The organism is Veillonella sp. VA137, assembly GCF_003992015.1.
GTDB lineage: Bacteria > Bacillota > Negativicutes > Veillonellales > Veillonellaceae > F0422.
In genome coordinates this window covers 113961-134038 of record NZ_RQVK01000005.1, presented here as the reverse complement: position 1 = coordinate 134038, position 20078 = coordinate 113961, and the positions used below count along the sequence as shown (strand labels likewise).

The window sequence follows — 20078 nt, the reverse complement described above, 5'->3', positions numbered from 1 at the left end:
GTCAGCTTGACCTTTTTCAGCAAGAACTTTAGTGATTGCTGCTGTTAAAGTAGTTTTACCATGGTCAACGTGACCAATAGTACCAATGTTAACGTGTGGCTTATTACGTTCAAATTTTGCTTTTGCCATTTTGAATTGTCCTCCCGGATAATTAAAACTTTATATATAGTAATCCTATGGGGCTAAAAGCCCCATTGGATACACTTTTGATTAGCCATTTTTCTTAGCTTGAATTTCTTCAGCAATTTTCTTAGGCACTTCTTCATAATGATCGAATGTCATGGAGTAGTTACCGCGACCTTGTGTTTTGGAACGAAGGTCAGTAGCATATCCGAACATTTCGCTCAATGGAACATATGCTTTGATATGTTGGGAACCGTTGCGAGCTTCCATACCATCCATACGGCCACGACGGGAGTTCAAATCACCGATTACGTCGCCCATGTATTCTTCAGGAACTTCTACTTCAACAGCCATGTATGGTTCAAGTAATGCTGGGTCAGCTTTACGAGCACCCTCTTTGAAGCCCATGGAACCTGCAATTTTGAAGGCCATTTCAGAGGAGTCAACATCATGGTAGGAACCGTCAAATACGATAACTTTGATGTCAACCATTGGATAACCAGCGATAACACCGGATTCCATAGCCTCTTTAACACCGTTCTCAACTGGTCCAATGTATTCACGAGGAATAGAACCACCAACAACTTTATTTTCAAATTCGAAACCAGCACCTGGTTCTTGAGGAATGATTTCCAACCAGCAATGGCCGTATTGACCTTTACCACCAGATTGGCGAACGAATTTACCTTCAGATTTAACTGCTTTACGAATTGTTTCGCGGTACGCTACTTGAGGTTTACCTACATTACATTCAACCTTGAACTCACGGTTCATACGGTCAACGATGATGTCAAGGTGAAGCTCACCCATACCGGAAATGATTGTTTGTCCAGTTTCTTCGTCAGTACGAACTTTGAAAGTTGGATCTTCTTCAGCCAAACGAGCTAACGCCATACCCATTTTTTCTTGGTCCGCTTTAGTTTTTGGTTCAACCGCAACAGAGATAACTGGTTCTGGGAATTCCATGGATTCAAGAATAACTTGCGCTTTGTCATCACAAAGTGTATCACCAGTAGTAGTATCTTTAAGACCTACTGCAGCAGCGATGTCACCAGCGTACACGCGTTCAATTTCTTGACGGCTGTTAGCATGCATTTGCAAGATACGGCCAATACGTTCTTTTTTACCTTTAGTAGAGTTGAATACATAAGAACCAGACTCTAATGTACCGGAGTACACACGGAAGAACGCTAATTTACCAACATAAGGGTCAGCCATGATTTTGAAGGCTAACGCAGCGAAAGGACCGTCATCAGTGGAGGGACGAGTTGTCTCTTCACCAGTGTTAGGATCGATACCTTTGATTGCTGGTACATCTGTTGGAGCTGGCATGTAGTCAACTACAGCATCTAGCAACATTTGTACACCTTTGTTTTTGTAGGAAGAACCGCAAAGAACTGGGAACAATGTGTTTTCACACACAGCTTTACGAAGAGCTGCTTTGATTTGTTCTTCAGAAATTTCTTCGCCTTCCAAATATTTTTCCATCAATTCGTCATCAGTTTCAGCCACAGCGTCAACTAACATTTCGCGACGCTCTGCTGCCACATCAGCGTATTCTTCAGGAATTTCAGTGATTTCGTATTCTTTTCCGTCATCACTGATGTAGATTTCAGCTTTCATAGTTACCAAATCAATGATACCTTTGAAAGTGTCTTCTGCACCGATAGGCACTTGAATAGCTACGCTATTAGCACCTAAACGAGTTTTCATCATATCAACTACGCGGAAGAAGTCAGCACCTACTGTATCCATTTTATTTACATAAGCAATACGAGGTACGCCGTATTTATCCGCTTGACGCCATACTGTTTCAGATTGAGGCTCTACGCCACCTTTCGCACTGAATACAGCTACGGAACCGTCTAATACACGAAGGGAACGTTCTACTTCTACTGTAAAGTCTACGTGACCAGGAGTATCGATAATGTTGATGCGATGACCTTTCCATTGAGTAGTAGTCGCAGCGGACGTGATAGTGATACCACGTTCTTGCTCCTGCTCCATCCAGTCCATCGTAGCAGCACCTTCATGTACTTCACCGATTTTGTGAACTCGACCAGTATAGTAAAGGATACGTTCCGTTGTGGTTGTTTTACCAGCATCGATGTGAGCCATGATACCGATATTACGAGTTTTCTCTAAAGAAACTTCTCTTGCCACTTGTATATCTCCTTAACTAATTACCATTTGTAATGAGCAAATGCTTTGTTAGCCTCTGCCATTTTATGAGTATCTTCTTTTTTCTTAATAGCTGCGCCAGTATTATTGAACGCGTCCATTAATTCGCCTGCTAAACGTTCTTTCATAGTGCGTTCACCACGAAGACGAGCATAGTTTACCATCCAGCGAATACCTAGAGATAAACGGCGATCAGCACGAACTTCAACCGGTACTTGGTAGTTAGCACCACCGATACGGCGAGCACGCACTTCTAATACAGGCATTACATTTTTTAAAGCCTGATCAAAAACTTCCATAGGGTCTTGACCCATTTTGGAACGAATAATTTCAAATGCATCATATACGATGGATTCAGCAATGCCTTTTTTGCCATCGTACATTACTTTGTTAATGAAACGTGTTACTAATTTGCTATTGTACACCGGATCTGGTAGTACATCGCGTTTCACAACAGGGCCTTTTCTTGGCATGTCAATTCCTCCTTTAACGATGTGTGTTCTCTAATCTTATGCTAAATTATTTTTTAGCACGTTTCGCGCCATATTTGGAGCGGCTTTGCATACGATTTTGTACGCCAGCTGTATCCAATGCACCACGAACGATGTGATAACGCACACCAGGAAGGTCCTTAACACGACCGCCTCTGATAAGTACAACGCTGTGTTCTTGTAAATTGTGACCAATGCCTGGGATGTATGCAGTTACTTCAATACCGTTTGTCAAACGAACACGGGCAACTTTGCGAAGCGCGGAGTTCGGTTTTTTAGGCGTAGCAGTGTATACACGAGTACAAACACCACGTTTTTGTGGACACTCTTTCAAAGCTGGAGAGTCAGATTTACGCACTAAAGATTTACGGCCTTTACGTACTAACTGGTTAATAGTTGGCATGTGGGCACCTCCTTTCCAAACAATTAGATTTATAATTGATCCGTTCGATAATATGTCGTTCGGATATTACCAAAACTAGCGAAGCACGCCGATTGCGGCAGCTCCTACTTTAATGTGAGCAGCATGCCCAAGCTCTTCCATCGTGTGATTTCGATCTACAGGCACATTGTGCTCTAAACAAATTTCCAGAATCGGCAAGATAAGTCGGTCATCGCTATCAAGACCTACAAATACACACTCTACTTCATCACGAGCCACAGCTTTGCGCGTTTGCTTCGCTCCAATTGTGAGATTTGCATTTGAAAGCATATCGATTGTCATATGCGTCTCCTTCTTATTCGTTACTTACTTTAGGGCGCACTACCCCTTAAGCACTTTACTAGTTTACCATTCTTTATATGCCATGTCAAACGATTTTATCCCTTATAAATCGCCACAACAAGGCATTTTATATGTACATGCATCCGTGCGGTTCAAAAAAAGTTTTTTCTGTATATTTTACGTTAGTTTTATACAGATTTTATATTTTATTTGTATTTATATGCACTATATTTTTCTTCCAGTATTTTATCTATGCAAAATTGATATAGCATTTTTCTATATTCCCTTATAAAAATAACGGATAACCCCCTTATAGGTTGTTATCCGTTATTCCTTTAGACAATGTTAACTTGCTATCTAGGCTCGTCTTACTGTCTTATATTATTCTGCTGTTTCTACATCTGTAGTTTCATTGACTACATCTGCATTGACAACTTCTGTATCTACTACTAGATCTTCTAATTCAGGTGTATGTTTCACTACTTTAATCTTACGATAACGGCTCATACCTGTACCAGCTGGTATCAATTTACCAATGATAACATTTTCTTTTAAGCCAAGTAATGGATCAATTTTACCTTTGATCGCTGCTTCTGTAAGAACACGAGTTGTTTCTTGGAAGGAAGCTGCTGACAAGAAGCTGTCTGTTGCCAAGGCTGCTTTGGTAATACCCAATAGTGTACGAACACCAGTGGCTTCTTTTTTACCATTTAAGCGTAAACGACGGTTTTCATCTTCAAATGTATTTACATCGATAGAATCTCCTGGTAATACATCTGCATCGCCAGCCTCTTCAATTTTCACTTTATGTAACATTTGACGAACGATAACCTCGATGTGTTTATCGTTAATTTCTACGCCTTGAGATTTGTATACTTTTTGCACTTCATATACTAGGTAACGTTGCGTTGCTTCTGTACCCATTACACGCATAATGTCATGAGGGTTAATGGAACCTTCTGTTAAACGTGCACCTAAAGATACTACGTCACCATCTTTCACAATGATGCGAGATCCATAAGGGATTAAGTAATCAAACTCTTCACCCTCAGCTGTAGTAATAAAGATAGTATTGGTACCTTTTTTATTATCGTTAGGAACGACACGTACAGTACCTTCTACTTCTGCAATGATAGCATTACGTTTCGGACGACGTGCTTCAAACAATTCTTCGACACGAGGCAAACCTTGTGTGATATCGTCACCGGCAACACCGCCTGTATGGAATGTACGCATTGTTAACTGTGTACCTGGCTCACCGATGGATTGTGCCGCAATAATACCTACTGCTTCACCAACTTGTACTTGTCCACCAGTACCTAAGTCACGACCATAACATTTCATACATACGCCATATGGAGAACGACAAGTCAATACAGAACGGATTTTCACTGTGTCGTAATGTTTTACTACTTCATCAGCTAATTCATCAGTGATTTCACCATTCAATGGAACGATAACTTCACCAGTTTCTTTATTGATTAACTCTTCTGCTGCTGTACGGCCCACGATACGATCTTTCAATGGTTCGATAACGCCAGTACCTTCCACGATAGCTTCTACTTCAATGCCATGAATTTCATTATTGCGAACTTGAACTTCTTTTACATCAGAGTTCAAGATAGCTTCGATGCCTTCTTCTGTCAATGCTGTATGCGCAGGGAAAATTTCTACACCTTCACTATCGATAACAGGATACACAGTATCTTTACCCAACATATTTTCAACCATTGTGTTGCGTAATGTCGTACGAATGGTGTCATCCACTTCACCTAATGCAATGGTTTGAACGATGTTAGTATGGTTGATATCACTGTCGCTACCCAATTGTGCACCACGTAATGCGATAGATTTTACTTGAGATTCTGCTAATGCTTCGATAGTTGCTTCTGTTACGATGCTTTCAGCATCAGCAATCACTTCACCAGTCATAGGGTCCACTACATCGCGATCCAATACACGACCGATTAAATCATCTTTCAAGTATGTCAACGCATCTTTTGTATTGCGCGCTAAGCGAGCTCTTTCACGAGCTAAGTCGATACCTACTACGTCACAATCTTCTTCACGAACGATTACGTCTTGAGATACGTCAACAAGACGGCGTGTTAAGTACCCGGAGTCAGCTGTACGAAGGGCTGTATCGGCCAAACCTTTACGAGCACCATGAGAGGACGTAAAGTAATCCAATACGGTCAAACCTTCTTTAAAGTTCGCTTTGATTGGCAAGTCGATGATACGACCAGATGGGTCAGCCATCAAACCACGCATACCCGCCAACTGACGGATCTGTTGTTTGTTACCACGGGCACCGGAAATCGCCATCATATATACTGGGTTGAAACCGTCTTGGTCAGCCGCCATATTATCCATCATGGCTTCTGTAACATTGTCGATCGCTTCATTCCAAAGATCGATCGTTTTACGATAACGTTCTTCCTCTGTAATTAAACCACGACGATATAGACGGGATACTTTGTTAACTTCTGTATCTGCCTCTTCTACGATACCAGCTTTTACTTCTGGTACTTTGATATCCGCAATAGCAATTGTCATACCAGCACGACGAGCGAAGGAGTAACCCAAGGATTTAATACGGTCCAATAATTCTGCAGTTTTTTCATTACCGAAAGCTTGGAAACATTGGTCGACTAATTTACCAACCATTTTCTTGTCCATGACTTTACCCAAGGACCATGTGCCGTCTTCTTCTTTCACAAATTGACGGATTTCTGGATATAAAGCTTCATTGAAAATCAAACGACCTGCTGTTGTTTTAACTAGACCATATCCTTCGATACGAATGTAGATAACGTCTTGTAAGCCGATTACACCAGAATCGTATGCCAACATCACTTCGTCATAATTAGCGAAGCGTTTCGCTTTATCTTCTGTACCTTTACGAACTACCGTTAAGTAGTATGTACCCAAGATCATATCCTGAGATGGAACCGCTACTGGTTTACCATCTTTTGTAGATAAGATGTTATGGGATGAAAGCATCAAGGTGCGTGCTTCCGATTGTGCTTCTACGGACAATGGTAAGTGACACGCCATTTGGTCACCGTCAAAGTCGGCGTTGAAAGCTGTACATACTAATGGATGCAATTTGATAGCACGGCCTTCCCAAAGGATTGGTTCGAAGGCTTGGATACCTAATCTATGCAACGTAGGGGCACGGTTTAGCAATACTGGATGTTCTTTGATAACTTCTTCCAAAGCTTCCCAAACACCAGCACCGATACGTTCTACTTGACGTTTTGCTGCTTTAATATTACTAGCCTGTCCACGTTCTACCAAGCGTTTCATAACGAATGGTTTGAACAATTCCAATGCCATCTCTTTTGGAAGACCACATTGATGCATTTTCAATTCTGGACCAACTACGATAACGGAACGGCCGGAATAGTCAACACGTTTACCTAACAAGTTTTGACGGAAACGACCTTGTTTACCTTTTAACATGTCAGACAAGGATTTCAATGGACGGTTACCAGGACCTGTCACAGGACGGCCACGACGACCATTGTCGATTAACGCGTCTACAGCTTCTTGTAACATACGTTTTTCGTTGCGCACGATAATATCAGGAGCGCCTAAATCCAATAAACGTTTCAAACGGTTATTACGATTGATAACACGACGGTATAAGTCATTCAAGTCGGACGTAGCGAATCGGCCACCATCTAATTGCACCATTGGACGCAATTCAGGTGGGATGACTGGTACAACATCCATAATCATCCATTCTGGGCGATTACCAGATTGACGGAATGCTTCTACTACTTCTAAACGGCGAACGGCACGAATTTTACGTTGACCTGTTGCCGTTTCTAACTCAGCACGCAATTCATCGTTCAATGCTTCTAAGTCTAATTCGCAAAGCAATTCTTTAATCGCTTCTGCTCCCATATCGATACACACGAATGTGTTTTCTTCTAAGGCACCAAGTTCTAATTTTTCTTCACGAGTTAATACTTCGTATTCTTTTTCTTCTTCTGGAATTTCAGTATTTGTTGCAAGCTCTGCATTGACAGCTTCTTTGTGCTTAGCAGAGTTGATTAATTGCAAACGTTCACGACGTTGTGCAATGGTTTCAATGATGACACTTTTACCAGCGATTTTATAATCAGCATCATTGAACATGGCTTCGTATTCACGGAATTCAGTTTCAAATAGCAATTGTTGTTTAGACAATGGAGATTGTCCTGGATCCACTACGATATACGCAGCAAAGTACAATACACGTTCCAAGGAACGAGGGGATATGTCAAGGATCAATCCCATACGAGATGGGATGCCCTTGAAATACCAAATATGAGACACTGGTGTAGCCAATTCAATATGGCCCATACGTTCACGACGTACTTTAGCACGAGTCACTTCTACACCACATTTATCACAGACAACACCTTTATAACGGATGCGTTTATATTTTCCACAATGACATTCCCAGTCCTTTGTTGGTCCAAAAATGCGCTCACAGAATAAACCATCTCGCTCTGGTTTTAAGGTGCGGTAGTTAATTGTTTCAGGTTTTTTAACTTCTCCATGAGACCACTCCAAAATTTGTTGTGGCGAAGCTAAACCGATTCGCATGGAATCAAATTCATTTACGTCTAGCACTGTATGCTCCCTCCTTTACGAGATAGTGGTATTACTCATTATCAGAAGATTCTACATAGCCACTAATTTGGCTGATAATATCGTCTTCTTCACCTGCTGTGACAGGCTCTTCTTCTACAATATATCCGTCAGGTGTGCCTTCTACTGTGGAAGCTTCTCCTTCTGTAGTCGCCTCTGTAGTGCCTTCTTCCATCACTTCACGAATATCATCATGACGTGGTACATCATCTTCATCTAATTCTTTGATGAGAACTTCTTCTTGATCTTCATTCAAGATTTTCACGTCAAGGCCGATACTTTGTAATTCTTTCAACAATACTTTGAAAGATTCAGGTACGCCTGGTTCAGGAATATTTTCACCTTTTACGATTTTTTCGTACGCTTTTACACGGCCTACAACATCGTCAGATTTTACAGTTAACAACTCTTGTAGTGTATAGGCTGCGCCATACGCTTCAAGAGCCCACACTTCCATCTCACCGAAACGTTGTCCACCGAATTGAGCTTTACCACCCAATGGCTGTTGTGTAACAAGGGAGTACGGACCTGTAGAACGAGCATGGATTTTATCATCTACTAGATGGTGAAGTTTCAACATGTATACGTAACCAACGGTAACTTTGTTATCCATTCTTTCGCCTGTACGGCCATCGTATAATACAGTTTTACCATCATCATCACGACCAGCAATGCTAAGTGTATCGAACACGTCACTTTCATGAGCGCCGTCAAATACCGGTGTTGCAATATGAATACCAGCCACATCAGGTTTTGGCATACCATATGTGTCATAGTCATAGCCATATTTTTCCAACTCAGTGCGTAAGTGACTGCGTTTTTCTCGAACATGGTGAATCGTTTCAATTACAGTAACCACACGGCGAAGTGTGTGCAATTCTTCTTCTAAGGCTGGTTCCATTTCTGGACGTTCGGCTTCTACATCATCAAATGTTTCAATACCTAATTCATAGATGCGTTTTTCTTCAGCCAATAAGAAGTCATAGCGAGTTTGTCCGCCCAATTCTTCAAATTTATCTTGTGCTCGATGTAAAATTTTATCTAATGCCACTACTTTTTGACTGTCGATTTGTTTATCTGTTTCCAAATAGTTCGCAATCATAGGATCTGCAATGGCTTGTTCTAGACTTTCAATTTCTGCATAGATATCTTTGATACCGTCGATACCATCCCAGTAGGTACCATTTAATTTAGCTTCTTTTAGTACTTCTTTGATTTTTAGGTCTGTTGCTTTAATTTGCATACCCAAACCTTGTACTGCCCAGCCTAAATGTGTTTCTAATACCTGTCCGATGTTCATACGAGACGGTACGCCTAATGGGTTCAATACGATTTGTACTGGTGTACCATCTGGTAAGAATGGCATATCTTCTTGACGCATAACGCGAGAAACGACACCTTTGTTACCATGACGGCCCGCCATTTTATCGCCTTCGTGGATTTTACGTTTTTGCGCAATATATACACGAACGACTTTATTAACACCTGGTTGTAATTCGTCACCATTTTCACGAGTGAAGATTTTAACGTCCACAATTTTACCTGCTTCACCATGTGGTACACGCAAGGAAGTATCGCGAACTTCACGCTCTTTATCGCCGAAAATCGCACGCAATAAGCGTTCTTCTGGAGTTAATTCAGTTTCTCCTTTAGGAGTTACTTTACCAACTAGGATGTCGCCTGGTTTAACTTCTGCACCGATGCAGATGATACCGTTTTCATCCAAGTTTTTAAGGTTATCATCACCAGTATTTGGTAATTCACGAGTGATTTCTTCAGCCCCTAATTTAGTGTCACGAGCATCACATTCGTACTCTTCGATGTGGATAGATGTGTAGATATCTTCTTTACAAAGTTCTTCACTTAATAAGATCGCATCCTCGTAGTTGTAACCTTCCCAAGGCATGAACGCTACCAGCACGTTGAAACCTAATGCTAATTCGCCTCCATCTGTAGCTGGACCATCTGCCAACACTTGACCTTTCACAACGGATTGGCCACGATATACGATTGGTTTTTGGTTAAAGCATGTAGATTGGTTGGAACGCATGAATTTGTTCATTTTATATACGTCTACACGACCATTATCACGTTGTACATGGACTTCATTACCCCAACAACGTGTCACAATACCAGCTTCTTTTGCTAATACGCAAACGCCGGAGTCTGTTGCCGCTTTGTATTCCATACCTGTACCTACTAAAGGTGCTTGTGCACGAAGTAATGGCACCGCTTGACGCTGCATGTTCGCACCCATCAAGGCACGGTTCGCATCGTCATTTTCTAAGAATGGAATCATAGCAGTACCGATGGATACTACTTCTTTTGGACTTACGTCCATGTAGTCTACTTTATCTGGAGACACTTCTAATACATCATGACCACGACGACATGCTATGTTCTCAGATACGAAGTAACCCTCTTCATCGATACGAGAGTTCGCTTGGGCAATTGTCATGCCTTCTTCTTCATCAGCTGTCATATATACAACTTGGTCTGTAACACGAACTTTCAATACTTTGTTAGCATCTTCGCCTGTACCATATACTTTTTCAATTTTACGGTATGGTGCTTCGATGAAACCAAATTCATTCACTTTCGCATAGTTAGACAAGGAGTTAATCAAACCGATATTTGGACCCTCTGGAGTTTCGATTGGACACATGCGACCATAGTGGGAATGATGCACGTCACGAACTTCGAAGCCCGCGCGCTCACGAGATAAACCACCAGGTCCTAACGCAGATAGACGACGTTTATGTGTCAATTCGCCCAATGGGTTAGTTTGGTCCATGAACTGAGACAACTGAGAAGAACCAAAGAATTCTTTGATTGCTGCCACAACTGGACGGATGTTCAATAAAGCTTGTGGAGTGATGACAGAAATGTCTTGGATTGTCATACGTTCTTTGACCACACGTTCCATACGAGTTAAACCGATACGGAATTGGTTTTGTAACAATTCGCCTACGCAACGAAGACGACGGTTACCCAAATGGTCGATATCATCAGTTTGGCCAATGTTTTCGATCAAGTTCATCATGTAACTTACGTTAGCAATCATGTCTTCACGAGTCACAGTGCGATGGCTGAACGGCAAATTGCTGTTATTACAGATGACTTTCACTACAGTGCCTTCTGTATTCACTACGAAGAACTCAGGTACTACATCGCCGCTGTATACGCCGCTATTAGCCACTACTTCAAGAACTTCTTCGTTCACATATGTACCAGATTCTACGATGATTTCGCCATTTTCGTCTACGATTGGTTCTGCCAAAGTTTGACCAAACATGCGTTGACGCCAGCCTAATTTTTTATTTAATTTATAGCGACCTACGCGAGCTAAATCATAGCGACGAGGGTCAAAGAATAAGTTATCGAATAAGTTACGAGCACTTTCCACAGTTGGTGGTTCGCCTGGACGAAGTTTTTTGTAGATTTCTACCAAGGCTTCATCAGCGGATTGTGTGCTGTCTTTTTCTAGTGTACGAAGTAAACGTTCATCGTATTCTGGATGACCATTTTCGTCCACTTGTCCATTCCAGAATAATTCTAAAATGGAATCGTTAGTTTCCCAACCTAATGCACGCACTAGTACTGTAGCTGGTAATTTACGGTTACGATCGATACGTACGGACACGATATCATTTGCATCTTTTTCTAACTCAATCCAAGCACCACGGTTTGGAATCACTGTGGAGTCATACAAACGGTTACCCATAGTATCGATGCTACCACCGTAGTACACACCTGGGGAACGAACTAATTGGGATACGATAACACGTTCCGCACCATTGATGATGAACGTTCCTGTATCTGTCATCAATGGGAAGTCGCCCATGAATACTTCTTGTTCTTTAATATCTGGATTTTCTGGATCATTGTTAACGAGACGAACATTGACGCGCAATGGTGCTGCATAGGTTGCATCACGATTTTTGCATTCGTTAATATCGTACTTCGGTTCTCCAAGGCTGAATCCCTCAAAGGAAAGAGCTAGCTTTCCCGAATTGTCTTTAATCGGAGAAATATCGTTAAAAATATCTTGTAAACCGCTCTCTAAAAACCACTCATAAGACTTGCGTTGTACGTCTAACAAATGTGGCATTTCGAGAACTTCGTTGATCTTAGCGTAGGTATATCGAGTACGCTTACCCACCTGCTCAGGTTTGAACATGTTCTTTTCACCCCTCATAAAAATTGGCTTACATATTCTATAACGGTATGACTGCAGACGATTCCAGGTCTCAGTTTTCCTGCTGACCAATGACAAAATAAGCAAGGCTCGTAATTTTTTCTTGTGAACCTTGCTTTCCTCATTTCAGCACAACCTTGGATATATTCCTTCATCAATTCAATGTTATAGTTACTTTTTTGCAATTAAATATTATAATCTTCTTACACCTATTTGTCAAGGATATGTTCAGTGAAAGTCTCTAATAAATTCTATAGTAGTCAAATATTTGTGACACAACCTCTTAACGATGTATGTAAGAAGTACTCTACGATATATTCATTAGTTACTAGCATTTCATTTCAATACTGACAAAAAAAGCAAAAAAGACTTGGTACACAAACATTTTATTCGTTCGTATCCAAGTCCTTTTCTTTTACCATCTGCACGGCACCCACTGGACATATGGCATAACAATCACCACAGTGAATGCACATACCCTGATGTATGACATAGCGATCACCTTTACGAGTGATGGCATGCGTCGGACAATCCATGGCGCATCCAGCACAACACACGCAGGTGTCTTTGATATGAAAGTACATAGACAAGCCTCCTAGTCTTAGTATACTACAAGGCTTGCTATTCTCCTATATAATTACCAAGTGCATTTCACACCTACATTACCAAATATATTTTATGCCTACGTTACCACGGTATCCTTTATAATAGGATCCACCTAAGTTTCTTTCAAAACGAACATCACCATACACATACCAGCGATCATCTTTACGCCATTGCGCACCGATACCAAGTTCACCAATAGTACGTCCATAATCGCCACGAAGTGTATCGTCACCAATATGAACGGCATAAGTGTTTGTGAAAGTTCTCCAAATATTAGCTACACCGTATATAGTACGAGAGGCAATACCATTAGCATTATACTTTTCACGGGATAAACGAGCACCAATACGTCCTACCAATGTGCCATGACCTCCATGAGATACCACTTTATCAGTACCATGGATACCATGCATTTGTAAGTAAGAATATACTAATTGACCTTGTGGCTCTAAAATAGTGCGGCCTCTTTCTGTTTCACGCAACACATACGGACGACCTGTTTCCACAGATCCCGCAACACCCCAGCCAGACTGTTTTTCTCTGTCATGACCTACCGCTTCATAGGCGTTGCGAAATAAGCTCACTTGACCAACCCAGTCTACGTATTGATCATGGGTGCCGTATTTTGTCCTTGTAAGACCTAACGACAAATTACGTACTGCGCCTGTGCCAGTTTGTAAATCCGTAGCTTGCTTACCTTTATCATCTGTATTGAAATTATCATAGAACTTCGCTTGACCATATTGATACGCTACATAAGCACCATTAAAGCTTGTAGTACCATCTTCTTTTGTTTTCACATTCCAATCACGGCCTAATTGAATGCCCCGTGTGTGTAATGTATAGCCAAAACGATGTCCATCATGGTGTCCGTAATCTTTGATAACTTTCGCCCACATTGGATATTGGTCATCCTCTTGGTGATGCGCATAGATGACACGGCTCATAGGATAGTCTTTGCTCTGCCATTGTTCATGTAGTGTACGAGGGTTTTCACTACGACGCTCATGTAAAGTACGTAAAATTTGGCCTATCATACGAGTATTCACTTCTGGCATTTGTACATAACCAGGCGTACGTTTATCTAAGTTAGGCGTTTTATTCAAGCCCATCAATGTCCAGAACCACTCATGTTTGCCGTCTTTCACACGATGCGCCAGTTTCAATTCACCAGCACCTGTTGTTTTAGCTACCCCTGTGAAAGCACCTTCTTCACTGGATTCTACATCAGCACGGACTACAGGCACAGTATTCTTTTTCAAATCAGCTGCAATGGAACCAATGGACCCATCGATCACAGCTTCTGTGCCATCTGCTGCTACAGGTACTACTGTGGTAGAGCCTGTCGCAGTGCCTGTAATATGCACTAAATCGGATACGGAGTTAGCCCCTTCTTCATCACCAGGAGAATCCCACTTCGTATTCATTTTAATAACACCATCTTTACCTGTGTAGTTACCATTCAATGTCAATACATCTTCATAGGATTTGTTAACTGTGGTAATAATACCGCCTTCATTTTTGAAGTCAGATACAGTAGTACCATCTTTTTGTACTGTTGTCACTGTATATTCTGCTTTCACATCATCTGTTAAGTTCGTACCCGCATCAAGAATACCACCATTGGACAATGTCACTGTAGTAGCTGTAGACTCTTGCGCCCCTGTCAAATCTTCTTTTTTCGCTAATTTCCAAGTCGCTGCTTTATCGACTGTCATATGTAACGTAGATTCTTTATCGGCATGGATTAAACCTGTAAGGACAGCTTTATCTGCAATCGTTGCTGTTAATTCAGACGTAGCTCGGTCTGTTTCTACAGTGGCCTCAGCATTTTCAGATTTAGCGCGAATAGCCCAACCTTTTTTCGCTGCTGTCGCTTCGGATAATTCGCCAGTTAAGTTGAATTTGGCATTTTTGACGTTGAACGCCCCTGTTTGGAAGAATCCTTCGATTCTACCACGAACACCACGCACACCAAATCCTTCTGCACTTTTCGCAAGAGCATACACTTCACCTTCTGCCTTATGACGAGCATTGGCTAAGATTAAATCATCTACTTCACTAGTAGTGCTCACTTTTGTGTTGGTGAGGTTGACTACGCCATTTTCATTGTCTGCACCACGAGTTAACATTTCCTTATTATCACCAAGGATAGACACATTCACATTAGCCAAATTTTCATAATCTATGGTATCAAATACTACACCATTCGTACTCGCTTTGATAGTCGATGCTTCTTTTGTATTTTGACCAGTTACAAGCAGCTTGGATCCTTTTTCAAATAGACGGACTGCCCCAGATCCTCGATGTAGTTTTTCTTCTGCAGCAGTTTTAAACAAATAGGTGCCATCAACGCCAGTAGTATCCAAATCTAACTTACCATTCACTGTGACAGTAGCATTTCCTACTGTACCAGAATCTTTTGGTTTACCGATTTTAATCCCAGCAGAGTTAATACCTGTTGCTGTTACCTTAATATTAGTATTACCATCAAATACAGCAGATGCATCATCACCAGAAATGTAAAGGCCTACATTGTAATCCGCTACTTTATCTGCACTTACATCATCTACCGTCACATTCACATCACCTGTGGCGTGAAATTTAGGGACAGCCCCATTAGAACGATAGATTTTAATACCAGACATCTGATATCCATTGAGGAAATCACCTTGTGCTTTTACATTCATGAAAAAAATTCTACGTTCTATACTTAACCCATTCGTATAATGACCTTTTACAGTATCTGCCGTATTATTCACCTTAATGGTGGCATTGTTCACTGTGAAGTCAGTTTTATCCCCTTCACCTTTCCAATTATAGCCTACTGCCACACCATAGGCAGCGTCACTATCTGGACTATTACCTGTATTTGGATTACGGTTGGACTTCGTCACGGTTACGTTCAAATTTTTAATATCCGCCGTAGAGCTACCGCGCACGATCATGCCTTTTGGACGATTGTTAACAGCGGTGTCACCTGGCTTAACAGTGATCGTAAGATCATCGGCTGTTAATTTTCCGTTGATCACATTAATTCCTAAACTTTCATCAGATTTATTATCCATTGTAAGGTCTAAGTTTTCTGCCCCTGTAATAGTCAAATGACCACCTGTTACGCCTACGCCATCTTTAATGAAAGTATCTGTTCCCCCAGCTACTGTTTCCTCAGCGGTATAACTCGTTTGGTTTTGTAGTGCCCCATAACTCACACTCGTCGTCAGGGCATACGCTGCTAATAGCGCCCCCATTGTCATCATACTGCGTTTTCTCATACTTCTTCTCCTTGCTCCAACTGTATCATATGTAACTCCAAGTTTTAGATTAATATATATTTAGCATTGATATATATATTGTACTATTGTTTTTATTATCATATATCACATGTACCATTGTCAATATATAGAGTACAACTGCATACAACTATGCTAGACCTATTATGCATACATACAAAAGAGGAATGCCCACTCATCAGCATTCCCCTCTATCTATTGTATTCTTCTACGTTATACAAGCCTATATATTATTCTTCCACAATGCATTGGCACATCTTCATTGTCAAAAGTGCCGCCTCATGGGATTCTTGGGTCACCCCTGCGCAACATTTCGGATCCACATGAAGAGGAACTTCTGGCAAGCCCGCTTTCAAAATTAGTGCATTCGATACGACGCAAATGTCCGTGCATAGTCCCACCATGGTAATGGTTTCAATCGGTTCCTCATCATGCATCGCCTTAAGATGGTCCAACAAAGCCAATGATCCAAAGTTAGGTTTATCTAGTACATCCACCCGTTGGCCTCGTTCACGAGCCACTTCTAACAGGTCATCAGCAATCTCCCAACCTTTTGTGCCGCGGGCACAATGTTCCACTGGCAAATGTTTCCCCTCTTGGCTTGCAAGATAACCCTCATCATGTGTGTCTCGAGTAAACACGATGGGACCATCAAAATTACGAATTGTTTCACGCACCGCTGGTACGATGGCCTGTGCTTGCGGTGAACCTAAAGTTCCATCAATAAAATCATGTTGCATGTCTATCACAATCAATACGTTCATAGGGCATCTCCTTTGTTAGAAAGTAGGCAAGGAAATGATATATCCCCTTGCCTTACCTAAATTGATAGTACTTGAACCTTTGACTACTTATGCTATTGTTATTATCCTTTGACTACCTCAGCGCAACGAGCACATAATGTTGGATGATCCCCATCTTGACCAACTGTGTCGCGGTGAATCCAACAACGTTCGCATTTTTCTAACTCAGAAGGAGTTACCACAATAGATAATGCTCCGTCTTCTACTGTTACTGCGTTGGCTGGTGCATTGTCACGGCCTTCCACTACATGCGCTTCAGACACGATCAACAAGCTAGCTAAGGAAGCACCGAATCCAGTCAATGCTTGGTACGCATCGCCATCTGCATAAACAGTGATAGATGCATCCAAGGAGTGACCGATCGCTTTATCACGGCGAGCCCCTTCTAAGGCTTTTGTCATTTCGCTACGAAGGTCTAACATTGTTGCCCAACGAGCGGACAATTCTGCATCCACATGATCTGCATGACCTTGTGACCAATCTGCCAACATCACACTTTCTTCCATACCGTCTTCTTTTGGCATGTATTGCCATACTTCTTCAGCTGTGAAAGAAAGAACTGGAGACACCATTTTAACTAATGTTGTCAAAATTTCATAGATAGCAGTTTGCGCACTACGACGAGCTACGTTGTTTTCTTTCTCTGCATACATTGTATCTTTCAACACGTCTAAGTAGAAGGAAGATAAATCTACGGTACAGAAGTTATGGATTGTATGATACAAAATGTGGAATTCATAGTTTTCGTAAGCATTCGTTACTTTTTGACGAACTTCTTCTAAGCGATGTAATGCCCAACGATCTAACTCCGTCAAATCTTTGTATGCCACTTTATCTGTATTAGGGTTAAAGTTATCTAAGTTACCTAACAAGAAACGGAATGTGTTACGGATTTTACGATATACTTCCGCCAATTGTTTTACGATGTCTTTGGACAAACGCACGTCTGCTTGGTAATCTGCAGAGGATACCCATAAACGCATTACATCAGCACCGTGTACATCGATGATATCAGAAGGAGCCACTGTATTGCCTACAGATTTAGACATTTTACGGCCTTCTCCATCCACTACGAAACCATGAGTCAATACGGCATTGTATGGTGCATGACCACGTGTAGCGATACCTGTTAACAAAGAAGAGTTAAACCAACCACGATGTTGGTCGGAACCTTCTAAGTACATAGCGCAAGGTACATCCATTTCGTTTTGTTCCAATACGCCAGACCAAGAGCTACCGCTGTCGAACCATACGTCCATGATATCTGTTTCTTTATGGAAAGAATCATGTCCGCAAGATGGGCATGTGAATCCTGCTGGCAATAATTCTTTCGCTTCATGAGCCCACCAAGCATTAGAGCCTTCTTTGGCAAACCATTCTTGTAAGGAAGAGATAGTATCATCATTGATGATGTGCTCTCCGCAATGGTCGCAATAGTAGATAGGAATTGGCACACCCCACGCACGTTGACGAGAGATAACCCAGTCCCCACGATCTGCGATCATGTTATAAATACGGTCATGACCCCATTTAGGAATCCATTGTACTTGTTCGTCGATGGCTTTCAATGCTTCTTGACGGTAGCCATCCACGGAGGAAAACCATTGTTCTGTAGCACGATAGATAACAGGGTTTTTACAACGCCAGCAATGAGCATATTGGTGACGGATATTGCCTTTTTGCACCAATGCACCATTATGAGCCAAAATTTTGATCACTGGCACTTCTGCATCGTGGATTTCAACACCTGCTAGTGGTTGTTCTGTATCACCATAACGAGGTTCATCTACTTTGGCAATGTAACGACCAGTAGCATCTACTAATGATAAGATATCAAAATCGATTTTACCTGCATCTTTGTAAGCTTTTACTACATTAAAGTCATCTTCACCATGAGCAGGCGCTGTATGTACGCAACCTGTACCAGCATCTAAGGTAACATGAGAACCCAACAAGATAGGAGCATTACGATCAGCAAATGGATGTTTAAAATTCGCCAATTCTAATTCGCTACCTTTGAACGTGTTCAACACTTCATAGGATTCTACGCCCATTTCTTTGGTAGCTGTTTCGATTAAGCCATTCGCAAGCAACCATGCTTCATCGCCGATTTTCACCCAAGAGTAATCTAATTCTGGGTTCACAGAGATAGCTTGGTTGGCAGGCATTGTCCAAGGAGTTGTTGTCCAGATAACGGAGAACAATTTGCTTGTATCAAAACCTGCTGGCAATGTGCTGTCAGCACCGTTTACATAAGCAAATTTAACATAGATGGAGAAAGATTTTTTCTCAGCATATTCAATTTCCGCTTCTGCCAAAGCCGTTTCACAGTGCGTACACCAGTATACAGTTTTCAAACCTTTGTAGATGTAACCACGTTTCGCCATTTCACCGAACACGCCGATTTGTTTCACTTCGAATTCAGGGCGCAATGTCAAATACGGACGGTCCCATTCGCCAAGCACACCAAAGCGGATGAAATCTTTCTTTTGTTCTTCTACACAATTCAATGCGTATTCACGACATTTGTTGCGAAGATCCAATGGACTCATTTCATGACGATTCAAACCTGTATTTTTGATAACCGCATGCTCGATAGGAAGACCATGTGTATCCCAACCAGGAATATATGGTGTGTAATGGCCTTGCATCGTTTTATATTTCATCACAATATCTTTTAATGTTTTGTTCAAGGCATGACCGATGTGCAATTTACCATTTGCATACGGAGGGCCATCATGTAAAATGAAAGATTTTTTACCTTTATTTTTCGCTAAGCGTTTTTCATAAATTTTATTATCTTCCCAAAACTTGATAAATTCTGGTTCGCGCTTTGGCAAATTGCCACGCATAGGAAATTCTGTTTCAGGCAAGTGCAAGGTCTTACCATAATCCACTTCATTAGACATTGTATTTCTCCTCTCAATAAAAAAAGCACCCGCTCCCCGAAGGGACGAATGCAAATCCGTGGTACCACCCTACTGATGATTCTTGTGAAAGATACCCCCAACGAAT

Annotated in this window: 11 protein-coding genes; all 11 read right to left on the bottom strand. The window is 41.5% G+C overall.

What is annotated here, in order from left to right:
- The coding region (locus tag EO116_RS03905) for a GTP-binding protein (protein WP_240629125.1) at window positions 1-129 on the bottom strand (129 nt) is incomplete at its 3' end.
- A gap of 81 nt (window positions 130-210) precedes the next feature.
- The gene (gene fusA, locus EO116_RS03900) at window positions 211-2286 is read right to left on the bottom strand and encodes an elongation factor G (protein ID WP_127160719.1); all 2076 of its coding nucleotides are present in this window, start codon (window positions 2284-2286) and stop codon (window positions 211-213) included.
- Between the two features lie 20 nt (window positions 2287-2306).
- Entirely contained in the window at window positions 2307-2777 is a 471-nt protein-coding gene (gene rpsG, locus EO116_RS03895) for a 30S ribosomal protein S7 (protein WP_009353884.1), read from the bottom strand.
- A gap of 46 nt (window positions 2778-2823) precedes the next feature.
- On the bottom strand, window positions 2824-3198 hold the full coding sequence (gene rpsL, locus EO116_RS03890) for a 30S ribosomal protein S12 (RefSeq protein WP_126939305.1): 375 nt from the start codon (window positions 3196-3198) through the stop codon (window positions 2824-2826).
- 75 nt (window positions 3199-3273) lie between these two features.
- Window positions 3274-3519, bottom strand: a complete 246-nt coding sequence (locus EO116_RS03885; RefSeq protein ID WP_127160718.1) for a ribosomal L7Ae/L30e/S12e/Gadd45 family protein — start codon at window positions 3517-3519, stop codon at window positions 3274-3276.
- 381 nt (window positions 3520-3900) lie between these two features.
- On the bottom strand, window positions 3901-8145 hold the full coding sequence (rpoC, locus tag EO116_RS03880; protein WP_127160717.1) for a DNA-directed RNA polymerase subunit beta': 4245 nt from the start codon (window positions 8143-8145) through the stop codon (window positions 3901-3903).
- 31 nt (window positions 8146-8176) lie between these two features.
- Window positions 8177-12343, bottom strand: a complete 4167-nt coding sequence (gene rpoB / locus EO116_RS03875) for a DNA-directed RNA polymerase subunit beta (protein WP_127160716.1) — start codon at window positions 12341-12343, stop codon at window positions 8177-8179.
- Window positions 12344-12747: 404 nt separating this feature from the next.
- Entirely contained in the window at window positions 12748-12945 is a 198-nt protein-coding gene (locus EO116_RS03870; RefSeq protein WP_127160715.1) for a DUF362 domain-containing protein, read from the bottom strand.
- Window positions 12946-13023: 78 nt separating this feature from the next.
- Window positions 13024-16242 carry an autotransporter outer membrane beta-barrel domain-containing protein gene (locus tag EO116_RS03865; protein ID WP_206168320.1) on the bottom strand — a complete coding sequence of 1073 codons (3219 nt, stop codon included), beginning with the start codon at window positions 16240-16242 and terminating at the stop codon, window positions 13024-13026.
- A 248-nt stretch (window positions 16243-16490) separates the two neighbouring features.
- Window positions 16491-17024, bottom strand: coding sequence for a cysteine hydrolase family protein (locus tag EO116_RS03860; protein ID WP_127160714.1), 534 nt, complete (start codon window positions 17022-17024; stop codon window positions 16491-16493).
- A 101-nt stretch (window positions 17025-17125) separates the two neighbouring features.
- Window positions 17126-19960 (bottom strand): isoleucine--tRNA ligase, encoded by a 2835-nt coding sequence (ileS, locus tag EO116_RS03855; protein WP_127160728.1) that lies wholly within the window; start codon window positions 19958-19960, stop codon window positions 17126-17128.
- Window positions 19961-20078 lie beyond the last annotated feature (118 nt).

Bases quoted from the DNA above. Each gene is read 5' to 3' on its own strand.
- EO116_RS03870 (WP_127160715.1), bottom strand. From the start codon at position 12,945: ATGTACTTTCATATCAAAGACACCTGCGTGTGTTGTGCTGGATGCGCC.
- EO116_RS03885 (WP_127160718.1), bottom strand. From the start codon at position 3,519: ATGACAATCGATATGCTTTCAAATGCAAATCTCACAATTGGAGCGAAG.
- rpsG (WP_009353884.1), bottom strand. From the start codon at position 2,777: ATGCCAAGAAAAGGCCCTGTTGTGAAACGCGATGTACTACCAGATCCG.
- EO116_RS03860 (WP_127160714.1), bottom strand. From the start codon at position 17,024: ATGAACGTATTGATTGTGATAGACATGCAACATGATTTTATTGATGGA.
- rpoB (WP_127160716.1), bottom strand. From the start codon at position 12,343: ATGTTCAAACCTGAGCAGGTGGGTAAGCGTACTCGATATACCTACGCT.
- EO116_RS03865 (WP_206168320.1), bottom strand. From the start codon at position 16,242: ATGAGAAAACGCAGTATGATGACAATGGGGGCGCTATTAGCAGCGTAT.
- rpsL (WP_126939305.1), bottom strand. From the start codon at position 3,198: ATGCCAACTATTAACCAGTTAGTACGTAAAGGCCGTAAATCTTTAGTG.